This is a genomic window from Streptomyces sp. NPDC127106 (assembly GCF_042677605.1).
Lineage (GTDB): Bacteria > Actinomycetota > Actinomycetes > Streptomycetales > Streptomycetaceae > Streptomyces.
Map to the genome: position 1 here is coordinate 57,795 of NZ_JBHXTC010000007.1, position 15,513 is coordinate 73,307.

General features: G+C 70.9%; 13 protein-coding genes and 1 riboswitch. Of the genes, 8 read left to right on the top strand and 5 right to left on the bottom strand.

Annotation, left to right across the window (positions count from 1 at the left end; genetic code table 11):
* Positions 1–55 precede the first annotated feature (55 nt).
* Positions 56–817, top strand: coding sequence for an SDR family oxidoreductase (locus ACFVGY_RS09650; protein WP_385673568.1), 762 nt, complete (start codon positions 56–58; stop codon positions 815–817).
* A gap of 211 nt (positions 818–1,028) precedes the next feature.
* Positions 1,029–1,814, top strand: coding sequence for a glucosamine-6-phosphate deaminase (gene nagB, locus ACFVGY_RS09655; protein ID WP_385673570.1), 786 nt, complete (start codon positions 1,029–1,031; stop codon positions 1,812–1,814).
* Between the two features lie 129 nt (positions 1,815–1,943).
* Here the strand turns inward: nagB and ACFVGY_RS09660 are convergent, their stop codons facing one another.
* The 4 genes from ACFVGY_RS09660 to ACFVGY_RS09675 form a co-directional block, all read right to left on the bottom strand.
* Positions 1,944–3,437 carry a glycoside hydrolase family 3 protein gene (locus ACFVGY_RS09660; protein ID WP_385673573.1) on the bottom strand — a complete coding sequence of 498 codons (1,494 nt, stop codon included), beginning with the start codon at positions 3,435–3,437 and terminating at the stop codon, positions 1,944–1,946.
* 6 nt (positions 3,438–3,443) lie between these two features.
* Entirely contained in the window at positions 3,444–4,280 is an 837-nt protein-coding gene (locus ACFVGY_RS09665) for a carbohydrate ABC transporter permease (protein WP_385673989.1), read from the bottom strand.
* A gap of 32 nt (positions 4,281–4,312) precedes the next feature.
* Positions 4,313–5,371, bottom strand: coding sequence for an ABC transporter permease subunit (locus ACFVGY_RS09670; protein WP_385673576.1), 1,059 nt, complete (start codon positions 5,369–5,371; stop codon positions 4,313–4,315).
* A 153-nt stretch (positions 5,372–5,524) separates the two neighbouring features.
* Positions 5,525–6,811 carry an extracellular solute-binding protein gene (locus ACFVGY_RS09675; protein WP_385673579.1) on the bottom strand — a complete coding sequence of 429 codons (1,287 nt, stop codon included), beginning with the start codon at positions 6,809–6,811 and terminating at the stop codon, positions 5,525–5,527.
* Positions 6,812–7,111: 300 nt separating this feature from the next.
* Here ACFVGY_RS09675 and ACFVGY_RS09680 point away from each other — a divergent pair, with 300 nt between their 5' ends.
* From ACFVGY_RS09680 to ACFVGY_RS09690, 3 genes are all read left to right on the top strand, one after another.
* The gene (locus tag ACFVGY_RS09680) at positions 7,112–7,873 is read left to right on the top strand and encodes a GntR family transcriptional regulator (RefSeq protein ID WP_385673582.1); all 762 of its coding nucleotides are present in this window, start codon (positions 7,112–7,114) and stop codon (positions 7,871–7,873) included.
* Positions 7,874–8,064: 191 nt separating this feature from the next.
* The gene (locus tag ACFVGY_RS09685) at positions 8,065–10,218 is read left to right on the top strand and encodes a carbon starvation CstA family protein (RefSeq protein ID WP_385673585.1); all 2,154 of its coding nucleotides are present in this window, start codon (positions 8,065–8,067) and stop codon (positions 10,216–10,218) included.
* Positions 10,215–10,418 carry a YbdD/YjiX family protein gene (locus ACFVGY_RS09690; protein ID WP_385673587.1) on the top strand — a complete coding sequence of 68 codons (204 nt, stop codon included), beginning with the start codon at positions 10,215–10,217 and terminating at the stop codon, positions 10,416–10,418. The genes ACFVGY_RS09685 and ACFVGY_RS09690 overlap by 4 nt, the downstream gene beginning before the upstream one ends.
* Positions 10,419–10,490: 72 nt before the next feature.
* Here the strand turns inward: ACFVGY_RS09690 and ACFVGY_RS09695 are convergent, their stop codons facing one another.
* On the bottom strand, positions 10,491–11,075 hold the full coding sequence (locus ACFVGY_RS09695; RefSeq protein ID WP_385673591.1) for a Uma2 family endonuclease: 585 nt from the start codon (positions 11,073–11,075) through the stop codon (positions 10,491–10,493).
* 78 nt (positions 11,076–11,153) lie between these two features.
* Between ACFVGY_RS09695 and ACFVGY_RS09700 the strand changes: the two genes are divergently transcribed.
* The 3 genes from ACFVGY_RS09700 (at position 11,154) to ACFVGY_RS09710 (ending at position 15,415) form a co-directional block, all read left to right on the top strand.
* Positions 11,154–11,651: a GNAT family N-acetyltransferase gene (locus ACFVGY_RS09700; protein ID WP_385673593.1), complete on the top strand. Its 498-nt coding sequence runs from the start codon at positions 11,154–11,156 to the stop codon at positions 11,649–11,651.
* 49 nt (positions 11,652–11,700) lie between these two features.
* Positions 11,701–11,841: riboswitch (cobalamin riboswitch) on the top strand.
* A gap of 146 nt (positions 11,842–11,987) precedes the next feature.
* Positions 11,988–14,402, top strand: a complete 2,415-nt coding sequence (locus ACFVGY_RS09705; RefSeq protein WP_385673595.1) for a ribonucleoside-diphosphate reductase subunit alpha — start codon at positions 11,988–11,990, stop codon at positions 14,400–14,402.
* Positions 14,402–15,415, top strand: a complete 1,014-nt coding sequence (locus tag ACFVGY_RS09710; protein ID WP_385673597.1) for a ribonucleotide-diphosphate reductase subunit beta — start codon at positions 14,402–14,404, stop codon at positions 15,413–15,415. The genes ACFVGY_RS09705 and ACFVGY_RS09710 overlap by 1 nt, the downstream gene beginning before the upstream one ends.
* Positions 15,416–15,513 lie beyond the last annotated feature (98 nt).

Genomic DNA, 15,513 nt, shown 5'->3' on the forward strand with positions numbered 1-15,513 from the left:
TCTGGTACGGTCCCTTTCTGTAGCGACCACTACTGAATGCGGAAGGGGGCGCGCCATGGGCGTGCTCAAGGGGAAGACGGCACTGGTCACGGGCGGCAGCCGGGGCATCGGACGGGCGATCGCGCAGCGGCTCGCACGGGACGGGGCACTGGTCGCGGTGCACTACGGACGGAACGGGGCGGCGGCCGAGGAGACGGTGGCGGCGATCACCGCGGCCGGCGGGCGGGCGTTCGCCATCCGCGCGGAGCTCGGGGTGCCGGGCGACGCCGAGGCGCTCTGGGCGGCGTACGCGGCCCACCCGCTGCACACCGAGAACGTCGACGTCCTGGTCAACAACGCGGGCGCCCCGGCCTTCGCGGGCATCGCGGAGACGGACGAGGAGACCTACGACCGGGTGCAGGCGCTCAACGCGAAGGCGCCGTTCTTCGTGATCCGGCACGGGCTGGCCCGGCTGCGGGACGGCGGCCGGATCATCAACGTGACCAGCACCCCCGACATCGCCCTGCCGGCGATCCTGGCCACGATCGCGGCGAAGGGCGCGGTGAACGCGCTCACCCGGTCGCTCGCCGCCGAGCTGGCCCCGCGCGCGATCACCGTGAACTCGGTGGGCCCGGGCATCACGGACACCGACCTGAACGCGGGCTGGCTGGCGGACCCCGCGGCGCGGGCGCACGCCTCCTCCCGCTCGGTCTTCAACCGGCTGGGCACGGCGGAGGAGGTCGCGGACGTGGTGGCCTTCCTGGCCTCGCCGGACTCCCGCTGGGTGACGGGCCAGCACCTGAACGCGACGGGAGGCCTCCAACTGGCCCTGCTCTGAGGGTGCGGGGACGAACGGCGGGGGGACGGGCCGGGCCCGGCGCCCGCGGGTCGCGGGGCCCGGCACACCCGCCTCGGGGCGGCGCGCCGGGAGGCCGGGTGCGAGGTTCGGGACGACCATGGATCCGGGGCGGATTCCGCGGCCGGAGCGGCCCCGGCTCTGCTAGATTGGTCTATACCACATACCCGCACTCCAGATCGGCAGGCACCGCGTGGAAGTTGTCATCGTCCCGGACGCCACGGCAGGCGGAGAGCTCATCGCGGAGGCCGTCGCCGCGCTGCTGCGCCGCAAGCCCGACGCCCTGCTCGGCGTGGCGACCGGCTCTACCCCGCTGCCCGTCTATGCGGCCCTCACGGCCAAGGTGCGGGCCGGCGAGGTCGACGTCTCCCGGGCCCGCGTCTGCCAGCTCGACGAGTACGTCGGCCTGCCGGCCGGCCACCCCGAGTCCTACCGGGCCACCGTGCTCCGCGAGGTCGTCGAGCCCCTCGGCCTGTCCGAGGGGTCCTTCATGGGCCCCGACGGCTCCGCCGAGGACCTCGTCGCCGCGTGCGAGGAGTACGACCGCGCGCTCGCCGAGGCGGGCGGAGTCGACCTCCAGCTGCTGGGCATAGGAACCGACGGGCACATCGGCTTCAACGAGCCGTGCTCCTCGCTCTCCTCCCGCACCCGCATCAAGACCCTGACGGAGCAGACCCGCGTCGACAACGCGCGCTTCTTCGACGACGACCTGGAGCAGGTGCCGCACCACGTCATCACGCAGGGCATCGGCACCATCCTCGACGCCCGCCACCTGGTCCTCCTCGCCACCGGCGAGGGCAAGGCCGAGGCCGTCGCACAGACCGTCGAGGGCCCGCTGTCCGCACTGGTCCCGGCCTCCGCGCTACAGCTGCACCGGCACGCGACCGTCGTCGTGGACGAGGCCGCCGCCGCCAAGCTGAAGCTCGCGGACTACTTCCGCCACACCTACGCCAACAAGCCGGCCTGGCAGGGCCTGTAGGCCAGGAGGCGGCAGGCCGCAGGGCGACGCACGGCGGCCGCACGAAAGGACGGAAGGCCGGGCCCCCTCCACAGGGCCCGGCCTTCCGTCCGTCCGGCCTTCCCTCCGTCCGGCCGGCCGGCGCCACTGCTAGCCGCGCGCGATGGCTTCCGCCGCCGCGCGCCCGCACACCCGTGCGGCGCCGTGGGTGGCGATGTACAGGGCTCCGCGCGGCTCGGCCCGCGGCAGCCCCATCTCGACCACGACCGTGTCCGGCCGGGCCGCGACCAGCGCGTCCAGGACCTCGACCATCCACGGGTGCCGGTGCGCGTCGCGGACCACGACGACCACCGTGCGGTCACCGGCCGCCGCCAGGACGTCCCCGGCCGCGGCGCCCTGCGGGTACACGCCCGACGCGGTCCCCGGCACCAGCGCGGCCAGCTCGGCGGCCACGCCCCACGGGGTCTCGTCGCCCACCGCGATGTTGGCGACGGGGGCGAGCGTGGCCACGTACGGCGGGGCGGAGACCGGCGTCCGACCGCCGGAGACGAACAGCGCACGGCGGGCCGCCTCCAGGCCGATGCCGGGCGCGCCCCCCTCCGGCCGGCCCGGCACGGCGGCGGCGGGCCGGGTCGAGCGGGTCCACTCGGCCAGTGCCCGGACCCGGGCGGCCGCGTCGGCGAGCCGTTCCTCGGGGAGCGCACCCTCGCGTACGGCGGCGACCAGGGCGTCGCGGAGACGGATCACGGTGGCCTCGTCGGCGAGCCCGCCGCCCACGCAGATCGCGTCGGCGCCGGCGGCGATGGCGAGGACGGAGCCGCGTTCGATGCCGTACGTCCCGGCGATGGCGTTCATCTCCATGCCGTCGGTGACGATCAGGCCCTCGTAGCCGAGCTCCTTGCGCAGCAGTCCGGTCAGGACCTGCGGGCTGAGGGTGGCCGGCCGGGTGGGGTCGAGGGCGGGCACCAGGATGTGCGCGCTCATCACGGCCTTGGTGCCGGCCTCGATGGCGGCCCGGAACGGGACCAGTTCGCGGACGGCCAGGGTCTCCAGGTCCACGTCGATCCGCGGCAGTGCGTGGTGCGAGTCGACGTTGGTGTCGCCGTGGCCGGGGAAGTGCTTGGTGCAGGCGGCGACGCCGGCGGCCTGCAGGCCCTCCACGTACGCGGCGGTGTGCCGGGCGGCGAGGCCGGTGTCGGCGCCGAAGGACCGGACGCCGATGACCGGGTTGTCGGGGTTGGAGTTGACGTCCGCGGACGGGGCCCAGTTGAGGTTGACCCCGCACGCGGCGAGGCGGCGCCCCAGCTCGCGGGCCACCCCGCGGGTCAGTCCGGTGTCGTCGACGGCGCCCAGGGCCAGGTTGCCCGGGAAGGAGGAGCCGCCGCGGACCTCCAGGCGGGTGACGTCGCCGCCCTCTTCGTCGATGGCGACGAGGACGTCGTCCCGCTCGGCCCGCAGCTGCGCGGTGAGCGCGGCGAGCTGCTCCGGCGAGGCGATGTTGCGGCCGAACAGGCCGACGGCGGTGAGGCCCTCGGCGACCCGGCGCAGCACCCAGGCGGGGGCGGTGGTGCCCTCGAAGCCCGGCTGGAGGACGGCGAGCGCGTCGCGGGTCAGGGTGTCGGTGCGGTGCGCAAGGACAGTCACGGGCCGTTATCCCTTCACGGCGCCGGCGGTCATGCCGCCGACGGCCTTGCGCTGGAGGAAGACGAAGATGACCAGGACCGGGACCGCGAAGAGCGAGGACGCGGCCATGGTGGCGCCCCAGTCGTTGCCGAAGGCGGTCTGGAACTGGGTCAGCCACAGCGGCAGGGTCTGCGCCGTCTTCTCCTTGTTCAGGATCAGGACCATGGCGAACTCGTTCCAGGCGGTGATGAAGCCGAAGAGCGAGGTGGACATCAGGCCGGGGGCCAGCAGCGGGAAGATCACCTTGCGGAAGGCCTGGCCGCGGGTGCAGCCGTCGATCTGGGCGGCCTCCTCCAGCGTCACCGGGACGGCGGCGATGAAGCCGCGCAGGGTCCAGATGGTGAAGGGCAGGACCATCACGAAGTAGATCGCGGTCAGCAGGCCCAGGCTGTTCAGCATCTCGGCGTCGCGGGCGATCATGTACATCGCGATGACCATGACCTCCCAGGGGGCCATCTGCGCCATCATCACGCCGAGGACGAGGCCCTTGCGGCCCTTGAACCTCATGCGGGCGATCGCGAAGCTCGCGGCGAGGGCCACGAGCAGCGCCAGCAGGACGGCTCCGACGGTGACCAGCAGGCTGTTCTGCACGTACGTCCAGAACATCTCGACGCCGGTGGCCTTGGTGAAGTTGTCGAGCGTGGGGGTGAAGACGAAGACGGGGTCCTTGGTGAGGATCTCGCCGGACGGCTTGAGGGCCGAGGAGAACATCCAGTAGACGGGGAAGACGAAGACCACGGCCAGGAGCAGGGCGGCGAGGTTCTTCGCGACGGCTGCCGGGCGGAGCGGGCGCCGGGTGCGCAGCCGCGGCGCGGGCTTCGGGGCGGTGGTGGTGCTCACTGCTCCTCCTCCTGCTTCAGGATCAGGCGGAAGTAGAAGGACATGACGACCACGAGCATCACGATCGTCAGGACGGAGATCGCTGCCGCGAGCGCGTAGTGGCCCTGGCTCTGGCCCTCGACGAAGGCGAAGACGGGCAGGGTCTCGGAGGCGCGGTCGGGGCCGCCGCGGTTCATCGCGTAGACCTGGGTGAAGGCCTTGAACACCCAGATCACCTCCAGGAAGGTGGTGACGAGGAAGAACGGCCTGAGGTTGGGGAAGACGACCTGCCAGAAGGTCTGCCAGCCGTTCGCGCCGTCCATCCGCGCGGCCTCGTACAGCTCGGCGCTGACGGTGGTCAGGCCGGCGTACATGTTGAGGGCGACGAAGGGGACGGAACCCCAGACCACCAGGATCGTGATGATCACCAGGGTCGACCAGCCGGTCTCGAACCAGTTGTGCTGCTCGTAGCCGGAGAAGCCGAGCGTGCGCATGACCCAGTTCATGACGCCGAACTGCTCGTCGAACAGCCACTGGAAGACGGTCACGGACGCGACGATCGGCATGGCCCAGGCCATCACCAGGGCCATCGACAGGACCAGGCGCATCCACTTCCCCAGCCGGTTGAGCAGGAGGCCGAGGAGGCTGCCGATCGCCATGATGAGCGCGACGTTGGCGGCGGTGAAGGCGAAGGTGCGGACGACGACGGTCCAGAAGTGCCCGTCGGCCAGCAGCTGGGTGTAGTTCTCGACGCCGTTGAAGGGCGCCTTGCGCTGGATGAACTCGATCCTGTCGACCTTCTGGAAGGACAGGACGACGTTCTTGGCCAGCGGGTACAGCAGCAGCGCGGCCATGCTGAGCACCGCCGGCGCGACCAGCAGGTACGGCAGCCATCCCGAGGGCGGCGAGGACGTGGCACCGCGAGGAGACGGGGCCTTCGTCCGGGCCTTCGTCCGGGCCTTGTTCCCGGCGCCGGAGGGCTGCGGCTGCTGTGGCGCCCCCGACGTGTGCGGCCCGCCGGACTCGTGTGGTGCGTCCTGTGGAGCGGTCGCCGCTCCCTGGGAGTGCACGGTCATGTGTTGTTTCCTCGCGGTTGGCTGTGGCGACCGGCGTCCGTCGCACCCGGTCGGCAGCGGGCGGGCGTCGCGTACGGCTGTCCGTGCGACCGGGGGTGCGGCGGGCGCAGCCGGGCGCCTGCCGCACCCCCCGGTGCAGGTGTGCTGCGGGTGTTACTTGTTGATGCGGCTCGCGATCTCCTTGTCCGCCTCCGCGCCCGCCTTGGCGGCGTCCTCACCCTTGAGGACCTTGGTCATGAACTCCTTGATCGGGTTGGGCTCGGTCTCGACGTTCGCCCAGCCCGGGGTGACCGGGGTGATCTTGCCGTTGACGCCGGCCTTGCCCATGGCCTCGGCGAAGGAGTCCGCGGCCGGGGTGAAGTTGGCGGCGGCCTGGTTCGGCAGCGACGCCCCCTTGACCTCGGCGGCGTACTTCGTCATCTGGTCCTTGCCGGCGGCCAGGGCCAGCCACTCCTTGGCGAGCTCCTTGTTCTTGGAGCGCTCGGCGACGGCGAGGTTCGAGCCGCCGAGGAAGACGGTGCCAGGCTTGTCGGCGGTCTTGCCCGGAATCGGGAAGTAGCCGAAGTCGGCCTCCTTGCCCGCCTCCTTCAGGGCCTTCTCCGCGCCGCCGGCCTCCCAGCCCAGACCGATCCAGGAGGCGACGCCGCCCTTGGGGACGATGTCGGTGGACTGCTGGGGGGTGGCCTCGTCCTTGTCCTTCGGGGCGGTGGAGTAGGACTGCAGCTTCTTGTAGAACTCCATCGCGGAGGCGGCCTGCGGGGTGCCGAGCCCGCCCTTCCACTTGCCGCCGTCCTTGACGGCGAGGTCGCCGCCCTCGTCCCAGAGGAAGCCCGCGAGGACGTACCAGCTCTGGCCGGGGAGGTAGATCGGCTGCGTGGACGGGTCGGCGGCCTTGAGCTTCTCCAGGCCGGCGAGCCACTCGTCACGGGTGGTGGGCGGGGTGACGCCGGCCGTCGCGAAGGCCTTCTTGTCGTAGACGACGACGCGGTTGGCGGCGTACCACGGGGCGGAGTAGAGCTTGCCCTCGTACTCGGCGGAGGCGAGCATGCTCTTCTGCCAGGCGTCGGCGCCCAGCTTGCCCTTCTCCTTGGTGAGGTCGGCGAGGCCGCCGGTGACGGCGTAGCCCGCGGTCTGGGTGTTGCCGAGCTCCAGGACGTCCGGCGGGGTGTTCTCGGACAGGGCGGTGGTGACCTTCTCCTGGATGCCCTTCCACGCCTGGACCTCGACCTTGACGGTGACGCCGGGGTGCTTGGCCGAGAACTCCTTGTTCACCTCGTCGATCCAGGCCTTCGGCGCGGAGCCGTCCATCACCCAGACGGTGATCTCCTTGGCGCCGCCCGCGTCGGCCGTGCCCTTGTCGTCGCCGCCCCCGTTGCCACACGCCGCGACACCGGCCATCATGCCCGCGACACTGACCGCCGCGATGAGCTTGCGCTTCACGCCACCCTCCTCAGGGATGCTGCCTGCAACTTCCCTCGCCCGCCGCGGTGATGCACCGAGTACTGCACAAGTACTGCCCGTGGGGCCGGGATCTGATCCATATTGGTGTAGACCAGTACCGGGAGCTTGGCCTAGACCTATAGGGGTGTCAAGGGTCTAATGATCGGGTGCCGCGTCCGTTACCGGACCGACACCTGGGGGAGGACGGGGGCCCGTCCCCCCACCCGTGTCACCATGTGACCGCACATATCGGAGGAGCCGGTGACGGCAGCGAAACTGGAGTCGGGAAGGCGGGCGGCGATGGCCACCGAAGGGGCGACCGAGCCGGAGGGCGGTGCGGCCACGCGCACCGCGCGCGTGCCCAAGTACTACCGACTCAAGCGACACTTGCTCGACATGACGGAAACGCTGCCGCCCGGTACGCCCGTCCCGCCCGAGCGCACCCTCGCCGCCGAGTTCGACACCTCCCGCACCACCGTGCGCCAGGCCCTCCAAGAACTCGTCGTCGAGGGCCGGCTGGAACGCATCCAGGGCAAGGGCACCTTCGTGGCCAAGCCGAAGGTCTCCCAGCCGCTGCAACTGTCCTCCTACACGGAGGACATGCGCGCGCAGGGCCTGGAGCCCACCTCCCAACTCCTGGACATCGGCTACGTGACCGCCGACGACACCCTGGCCGGCCTGCTCAAGATCGCCGCAGGCGGGCGCGTCCTGCGCATCGAGCGGCTCCGCCTGGCCAGCGGCGAGCCGATGGCCATCGAGACCACCCACCTGTCGGCCAAGCGCTTCCCCGCCCTGCGCCGCTCCCTGGCCAAGTACACCTCGCTCTACACCGCCCTCGCCGAGGTGTACGGGGTGCGGCTCGCCGAGGCCGAGGAGACCATCGAGACCTCGCTGGCCACCCCCCGCGAGGCCGGGCTGCTCGGCACGGACGTCGGCCTGCCGATGCTGATGCTCTCCCGGCACTCCCTGGACGCCGACGGGGAGCCGGTCGAGTGGGTGCGGTCGGTCTACCGCGGAGATCGATACAAGTTCGTTGCCCGACTCCAGCGCCCCGCCGTCTGATCCGTAGTTGACTCTCGTTCCGCTATACGGACGGGGGCTTACGTTCAGCGGTCGGCCCCCGTAGATTCCCTGCGCTTGCGCAGATGATCAACGAGGGGACGAGGATCATGCCGGAACCGGAAGCAACAGACACCCAACGGGACGCGGCGAGTTCGGGAACGACACCGGACTCGCCTTCCGCATCAGGCCGCATGACCCCGAAGTCGATCGCCGTGTGGGTGCTCGTCGCCCTCATCGGGGCCATCGGCTGGGCCGTGCTCGCGCTCTCCCGCGGCGAGGAGATCTCCGCCGCCTGGCTGCTCGCCGCCGCACTCGGCTCGTACGCCATCGGCTACCGCTTCTACGCGCGCTTCATCGCGCACCGGGTCCTGCGGGTCGACAAGACCCGGGCCACGCCCGCCGAACGCCTTGACAACGGTGTCGACTTCCACCCGACCGACCGCCGAGTGCTGTTCGGCCACCACTTCGCCGCCGTCGCCGGTGCCGGACCGCTCGTCGGCCCGGTGCTCGCCGCGCAGATGGGCTACCTGCCCGGCACCATCTGGATCGTCGCCGGCGTCATCTTCGCGGGTGCCGTCCAGGACATGGTCACCCTGTTCTTCTCCACCCGGCGCGACGGCCGCTCGCTCGGCCAGATGGCCCGGGACGAGATCGGCCCCGTGGGCGGAGCCGCCGCCCTCGTCGCCGTGTTCGCCATCATGATCATCCTGCTGGCGGTGCTCGCCCTGGTGATCGTCAACGCGCTGGCGCACTCGCCCTGGGGCGTGTTCTCCATCGGCATGACCATTCCGATCGCCCTGTTCATGGGCTTCTACCTGCGCGTGCTGCGGCCGGGCCGGGTCACCGAGGTCTCCGTCATCGGCGTGGCCCTGCTGCTGCTCGCCATCGTCGCCGGCGGCTGGGTCGCCGAGTCCTCGCTGGCCGCCACCTTCACCCTGGAGAAGGAGACGCTGATCATCTGGATGGTCGCGTACGGCTTCATCGCCTCGGTGCTGCCGGTGTGGATGCTGCTCGCGCCCCGCGACTACCTCTCCACCTTCATGAAGATCGGCACGATCGCGATGCTCGCCCTGGGCGTCGTCATCGCCATGCCGACGCTGAAGATGCCCTCGGTCACCGACTTCGCCGCCCGCGGGGACGGCCCGGTCTTCGCCGGGTCGATGTTCCCGTTCGTCTTCATCACCATCGCCTGCGGCGCACTGTCCGGCTTCCACTCCCTGGTCTCCTCGGGCACCACCCCGAAGATGATCCAGAAGGAGACCCAGGTCCGGGTCATCGGCTACGGCTCCATGCTGACCGAGTCGTTCGTCGCGGTGATGGCGATGATCTGCGCGTGCATCATCGAGCCCGGCCTGTTCTTCGCGGTCAACTCCCCCGGCGGGGTCGTCGGCACGACCGTCCAGACCGCCTCGGAGGCGGTCACGAACTTCGGCTTCTCCGTCTCGCCGGAGTTCCTCGCCCAGGCCGCGAAGGACGTCGAGGAGGCCACCCTGCTGTCCCGTACGGGCGGCGCACCGACCTTCGCACTCGGAATGTCGGAGATCTTCTCGGCCGTCGTCGGCGGTGCGGGCATGAAGGCCTTCTGGTACCACTTCGCCATCATGTTCGAGGCGCTGTTCATCCTGACCACGCTGGACGCGGGCACCCGCGTCGGCCGGTTCATGCTCCAGGACACCCTCGGCAACGTGCACAAGTCCTTCAAGGACGTCAGCTGGAAGCCCGGCGTCTGGCTGGCCAGCGCCCTCGTCGTGGGCGGCTGGGGCTACTTCCTGTGGGTCGGCGTCAAGGACCCGCTGGGCGGCATCAACCAGCTCTTCCCGCTGTTCGGCATCGCGAACCAGCTGCTCGCGGCGGTGGCCCTGGCCGTCTGCACGACCCTGCTGGTCAAGTCCGGGCGACTCAAGTGGGCCTGGGTGACCGGCGTCCCGCTGGTGTGGGACGTGGCCGTCACCCTCACCGCGAGCTGGCAGAAGATCTTCTCGGACGACGTGAAGGTCGGCTTCTTCGCCCAGCGCGACAAGTACCAGGACGGCATCGACGCGGGGAAGGTGCTCGCACCCGCGAAGAACATGGACGAGATGCACACGGTGGTCACCAACGCCACCGTCGACGGCGTCCTGGCCGGGCTGTTCGCCGTCCTGATCATCATCGTGCTGCTGGACGCGGCCCGCACCTGCCTCCGGGCCGTCCGCAGCCCCGAGACGGTCCGGCTGACCGAGGTCCCGTGGACCGAGTCGAAGATCCTCGCCCCCGCCGGGCTCATCGCGACGCCGGAGGAGCGGGCCGAACTCGCCGCCGCCGGCCTCGACTCGGGCGGCGGCCGCGCGAAGGAGCCCGTGGCGTGAGCGGCGGCGGGGTGCGCGGCGCGCTGGCGAAGGCGCGGTTCTACGTACGGGAGTTCTCCGGCGAGGCGGCGTACGACCGGTACGTCGCGCACGCCCGCTCCCACGACCCGGACGCCGAGGTCATGACCCGCCGCGCCTTCGAACGCACCCGCACCGACGCCCGCGAGGCGGACCCCCGCGAGGGCTTCCGCTGCTGCTGAGCGCTGCCGCACCGGCGCACGTACAGGGGCCCCGCCGTATTCGGCAGGGCCCCTCGCGCGTACAGCCGACTGTCAGCGCACCCAGTCCTTGAGGACCTCTGTCTGGAGGGTGATGCCGACGGGCTCCGGGAGGACGATGTCCGACCCGTACGGCACGATGTGAACGTTCTCGTACCGGCGGCCGTTCGGCTGGCTGTAGACGGAGACCTCGCACTTGGCCCTGTCGATGAGCAGATAGACAGGGATGCCCGTTTCCGCGTAGGCCCGCGGCTTCTCGACGTGGTCACGCCGGTGGGTGTCCGAATCCCAGGATGTCACCTCGACGGCCATGAGGATCGGCTCGGCGTCAGCCCAGTCGCCCTGCCCCACGAAAGCGTCCTCATGTGCCAGTACGGCATCAGGGATCGCCCGCCCGGTCCGGTACTCCTGCGCCTTGATCCCCATTCCCTGGTGCAGCCAGAGTTCGGGCTGGTGCTGGATACAGATCCGCGTGAGCCACTGGATGATCCGCCCGTGGTCCCCGTCCGGCATGGCCTTGCTCCTGATGACACCGTCGATGAATTCCAGCCGCAGTCCCTCGATCTCCCGAGCGCCTATGCGCGCGAGGGCCTCGAATTCGTCGGTCAGCATGTGGGGCCGGTCGGTCATCACGGTCATGCCTCGCTCGCCTTTCTCGACGGTGCTGCTCCCGACGATAGCGCCGGGCGGCGGCCCCCGTCCGGCACACTCGGCAGCATGGACTTCGACATCCGCAGTGCCGCGACCGCCGAGTACGAACGGCTGGGAGAGATCACCGGGCAGGCCTACACCGGGGACGGGCTGCTCGACCAGAACGAGGACGACACCTACCTGAACGTCCTGCGCGACGTGGCCGGCCGGGCCGCCGCCGGCGAGGTGCTGGTCGCCGTACGGAACGGGGAGATGCTCGGCGGGGTGACCTTCGCCCCGCCCGGGAGCCCGCTCGCCGACGTCGCCGGGCCGCACGAGGCCGAGTTCCGCATGCTGGCCGTGGCGCCCGAGGCGCGCGGCACGGGCGTCGGGGAGGCCCTCGTACGGGCGTGCATCGAGCGGGCCCGCGCCCTCGACGGGGTCACCGCGCTGACCCTGTCCACCCAGCCGGCGATGCGCGGCGCCCAGCGGATCTACGCCCGCCTGGGCTTCGTCCGCACCCCGGAACTGGACTGGTCCCCGATCCCCGCACTGACCCTGCTCACCTACCGACTGGAGCTGTGAGGCCACGCTCAGCAAAGGGCCGGACACAACATCTAGGGGGTCGCACAGAAACCTCCCCCCACATGTATGCTCGTCCTCGCTGTCGCCGCAGGGGAATCCGGTGCGAATCCGGAACTGTCCCGCAACGGTATGAAGTACACCCATCGGTGTCACCGAAGTCCGACGACCTGCCGACGGCGCGCCCGGCTCGACCGAACCGGGTGCCGACCACGTCCGGGCCTCGCGGTAGGGCCTGCGGACGTCGCGCGGTGCTGCCCTCGGGGCCCCTTGCCCGCGCGCGCCCGCTCGCGCCCGCACCGCCGCCGTCCCGGAGCCGAGCGAGGGAGAGCTCCCCCCGTGACCATCGCGCCTTCCGCACCGCGCGCCGAGTCCGACCCGTCCGACAACGGAACTGAGGGGGGCCCCGGGGCCGCGCTGCTGCGCACCCTCACCGAGCTGACCGCCGACCTTCCCGACACCGACCCGGGCCGGGTCGCCGCCGCCGCCCTGCGCGGCCGCAGCGCCGCTGCCGACGAGGCCGAACTGCGCGGGCTGGCCACCGAGGCCGCGGCCGGTCTGATCTCCGAGGACCCGGCGTACTCCCGGCTCGCCGCCCGGCTGCTGACGATCACCGTCGCCGAGGAGGCCGCGGGCCAGGGCGCCACGTCCTTCTCCGCCTCGGTCGAGGTCGGCCACCGCGAGGGCCTGATCGCGGACCGCACCGCCGAGTTCGTCCGGCTGCACGCCACCCGCCTCGACGCGCTGGTCGAGCACACCCTCGGCGAGGGCGCCGACGACCGCTTCGGCTTCTTCGGCCTGCGCACCCTGCACAGCCGCTACCTGCTGCGCCACCCGATCACCCGCCAGGTCATCGAGACGCCGCAGCACTTCATGCTGCGCGTGGCCTGCGGTCTGGCCGAGAACGACGGCATCGAGGCCGTCGAGGAAGTCGCCTCGCTGTACCGGCTGATGAGCCGCCTGGACTACCTGCCGTCCTCCCCCACGCTCTTCAACTCCGGCACCCGGCACCCGCAGATGTCCTCCTGCTACCTGCTGGACTCCCCGCTGGACGAGCTCGACTCGATCTACAACCGCTACCACCAGGTCGCGCGCCTGTCGAAGCACGCCGGCGGCATCGGGCTGTCGTACTCCCGCATCCGCGCCCGCGGTTCGCTGATCCGCGGCACCAACGGCCACTCCAACGGCATCGTCCCGTTCCTGAAGACCCTCGACGCCTCCGTCGCCGCCGTGAACCAGGGCGGCCGCCGCAAGGGCGCCGCCGCCGTCTACCTGGAGACCTGGCACGCGGACATCGAGGAGTTCCTGGAGCTGCGCGACAACACCGGTGAGGACGCCCGGCGTACGCACAACCTGAACCTGGCGCACTGGATCCCCGACGAGTTCATGCGCCGCGTGAACTCCGACGGCGAGTGGTCGCTGTTCTCCCCGGCCGACGTGCCCGAGCTGGTCGACCTGTACGGCGACGAGTTCGACGCCGCCTACGTCAAGGCCGAGCAGGCGGGCCTGGCCAAGAAGACCATGCCGGCCCGCGAGCTGTACGGCCGCATGATGCGCACCCTCGCGCAGACCGGCCAGGGCTGGATGACGTTCAAGGACGCCTCCAACCGGACCGCGAACCAGACCGCCCTGCCGGGCACGGTCGTCCACTCCTCCAACCTGTGCACCGAGATCATCGAGGTCACCAACGACGGCGAGACGGCCGTCTGCAACCTCGGCTCGGTCAACCTCGGCGCGTTCGTGCTGGCAGGAGCCGGCGGCGGGGAGGGGGCGATGGACTGGGAGCGCCTGGACGAGACCGTCCGCACCGCCGTGACCTTCCTCGACCGGGTCGTGGACATCAACTTCTACCCGACCGAGGAGGCCGGCCGCTCCAACGGCAAGTGGCGCCCGGTGGGCCTGGGCGCGATGGGCCTCCAGGACGTCTTCTTCAAGCTGCGCCTGCCCTTCGACTCCGCCGAGGCCAAGGCCCTCTCCACGAAGATCGCCGAGCGGATCATGCTCGCCGCGTACGAGGCCTCCGCCGACCTCGCCGAGAAGCACGGCACCCTCCCGGCCTGGGAGCAGACCCGTACCGCCCAGGGCGTGCTGCACCCCGACCACTACGGCGTCGAGCTGACCTGGCCGGAGCGCTGGGACGCGCTGCGCGCCCGGATCGCGACCACCGGCATGCGCAACTCGCTGCTGTTGGCCATCGCGCCGACCGCGACGATCGCCTCGATCGCGGGCGTGTACGAGTGCATCGAGCCGCAGGTCTCCAACCTGTTCAAGCGCGAGACGCTGTCGGGTGAGTTCCTCCAGGTCAACGGCTACCTGGTGGAGGACCTGAAGAAGCTCGGCGTGTGGGACGCCCAGACCCGCGAGGCGCTGCGCGACTCCTCCGGCTCCGTCCAGGGCTTCAACTGGATCCCGGCCGAGGTCCGCGAGCTGTACCGCACGGCGTGGGAGATCCCGCAGCGCGGCCTGATCGACATGGCGGCGGCCCGTACGCCGTACCTGGACCAGTCGCAGTCGCTGAACCTGTTCATGGAGACGCCGACCATCGGCAAGCTGTCGTCGATGTACGCGTACGCCTGGAAGCAGGGTCTGAAGACCACGTACTACCTGCGCTCGCGTCCGGCGACGAAGATCGCCCGCGCCGCGTCCGGCGGTGCCGCCGTCCCGGCTTCCGCCACGCCCCTCCCGCAGGCCCTCGACGCCGAGGCGCTGGCCTGCTCCCTTGAGAACCCCGAGTCCTGCGAGGCCTGCCAGTAATGCCCACCCCCGACAAGAACCTCCTCGACCCGGGCTTCGAGCTGACGCTCCGCCCGATGCGCTACCCGGACTTCTACGAGCGCTACCGGGACGCGATCAAGAACACGTGGACGGTGGAGGAGGTCGACCTCCACTCGGACGTGGCCGACCTGGCGAAGCTGACGCCCGCCGAGCAGCACATGATCGGCCGGCTGGTCGCGTTCTTCGCGACGGGCGACTCGATCGTGGCGAACAACCTGGTCCTGACGCTGTACAAGCACATCAACTCCCCGGAGGCGCGCCTGTACCTGTCGCGCCAGCTGTTCGAGGAGGCCGTGCACGTCCAGTTCTACCTGACGCTGCTGGACACCTACCTGCCCGACCCGGACGACCGCGCGGCGGCGTTCGCCGCGGTCGAGAGCATCCCCTCCATCCGCGAGAAGGCGCAGTTCTGCTTCAAGTGGATGGACTCGGTCGAGAAGATCGAGAAGCTGGAGACGGCGGCCGACCGCCGCCGCTTCCTGCTGAACCTGATCTGCTTCGCCGCGTGCATCGAGGGCCTGTTCTTCTACGGCGCCTTCGCGTACGTGTACTGGTTCCGGTCGCGCGGTCTGCTGCACGGCCTGGCCACCGGCACCAACTGGGTGTTCCGCGACGAGACCATGCACATGAACTTCGCCTTCGAGGTCGTGGACACGGTCCGCAAGGAGGAGCCGGAGCTCTTCGACGACGCGCTCCAGCAGCAGGTCACGGACATGCTGAAGGAAGCCGTCGAGGCGGAGCTGCAGTTCGGCCGCGACCTGTGCGGTGACGGCCTGCCGGGCATGAACACCGAGTCGATGCGCGAGTACCTGGAGTGCGTCGCCGACCAGCGCCTGGTCCGCCTCGGCTTCCCGCCGGTGTACGGCTCGCAGAACCCGTTCTCCTTCATGGAGCTGCAGGGCGTCCAGGAGCTGACGAACTTCTTCGAGCGCCGCCCGTCGGCCTACCAGGTCGCCGTCGAGGGCACGGTCGACCTGGACGAGGACTTCTAGTCCCGCCGGTCCGTCCCCGTACGTGTGCGAGGGCCCCCGGCGCCCTGGTGGGCGGGCGCGGCGCGGGTGGGGGAGCTGTTCGGTCCCCCCAGAAAACC

What these genes read in the sequence shown, in the direction of transcription:
- ACFVGY_RS09650 (WP_385673568.1), top strand. Translation starts at nt 56, where the DNA reads ATGGGCGTGCTCAAGGGGAAGACGGCACTGGTCACGGGCGGCAGCCGG.
- ACFVGY_RS09670 (WP_385673576.1), bottom strand. Translation starts at nt 5,371, where the DNA reads ATGACCGTGCACTCCCAGGGAGCGGCGACCGCTCCACAGGACGCACCA.
- ACFVGY_RS09680 (WP_385673582.1), top strand. Translation starts at nt 7,112, where the DNA reads ATGGCCACCGAAGGGGCGACCGAGCCGGAGGGCGGTGCGGCCACGCGC.
- ACFVGY_RS09685 (WP_385673585.1), top strand. Translation starts at nt 8,065, where the DNA reads ATGACCCCGAAGTCGATCGCCGTGTGGGTGCTCGTCGCCCTCATCGGG.
- ACFVGY_RS09695 (WP_385673591.1), bottom strand. Translation starts at nt 11,075, where the DNA reads ATGACCGTGATGACCGACCGGCCCCACATGCTGACCGACGAATTCGAG.
- ACFVGY_RS09700 (WP_385673593.1), top strand. Translation starts at nt 11,154, where the DNA reads ATGGACTTCGACATCCGCAGTGCCGCGACCGCCGAGTACGAACGGCTG.
- ACFVGY_RS09710 (WP_385673597.1), top strand. Translation starts at nt 14,402, where the DNA reads ATGCCCACCCCCGACAAGAACCTCCTCGACCCGGGCTTCGAGCTGACG.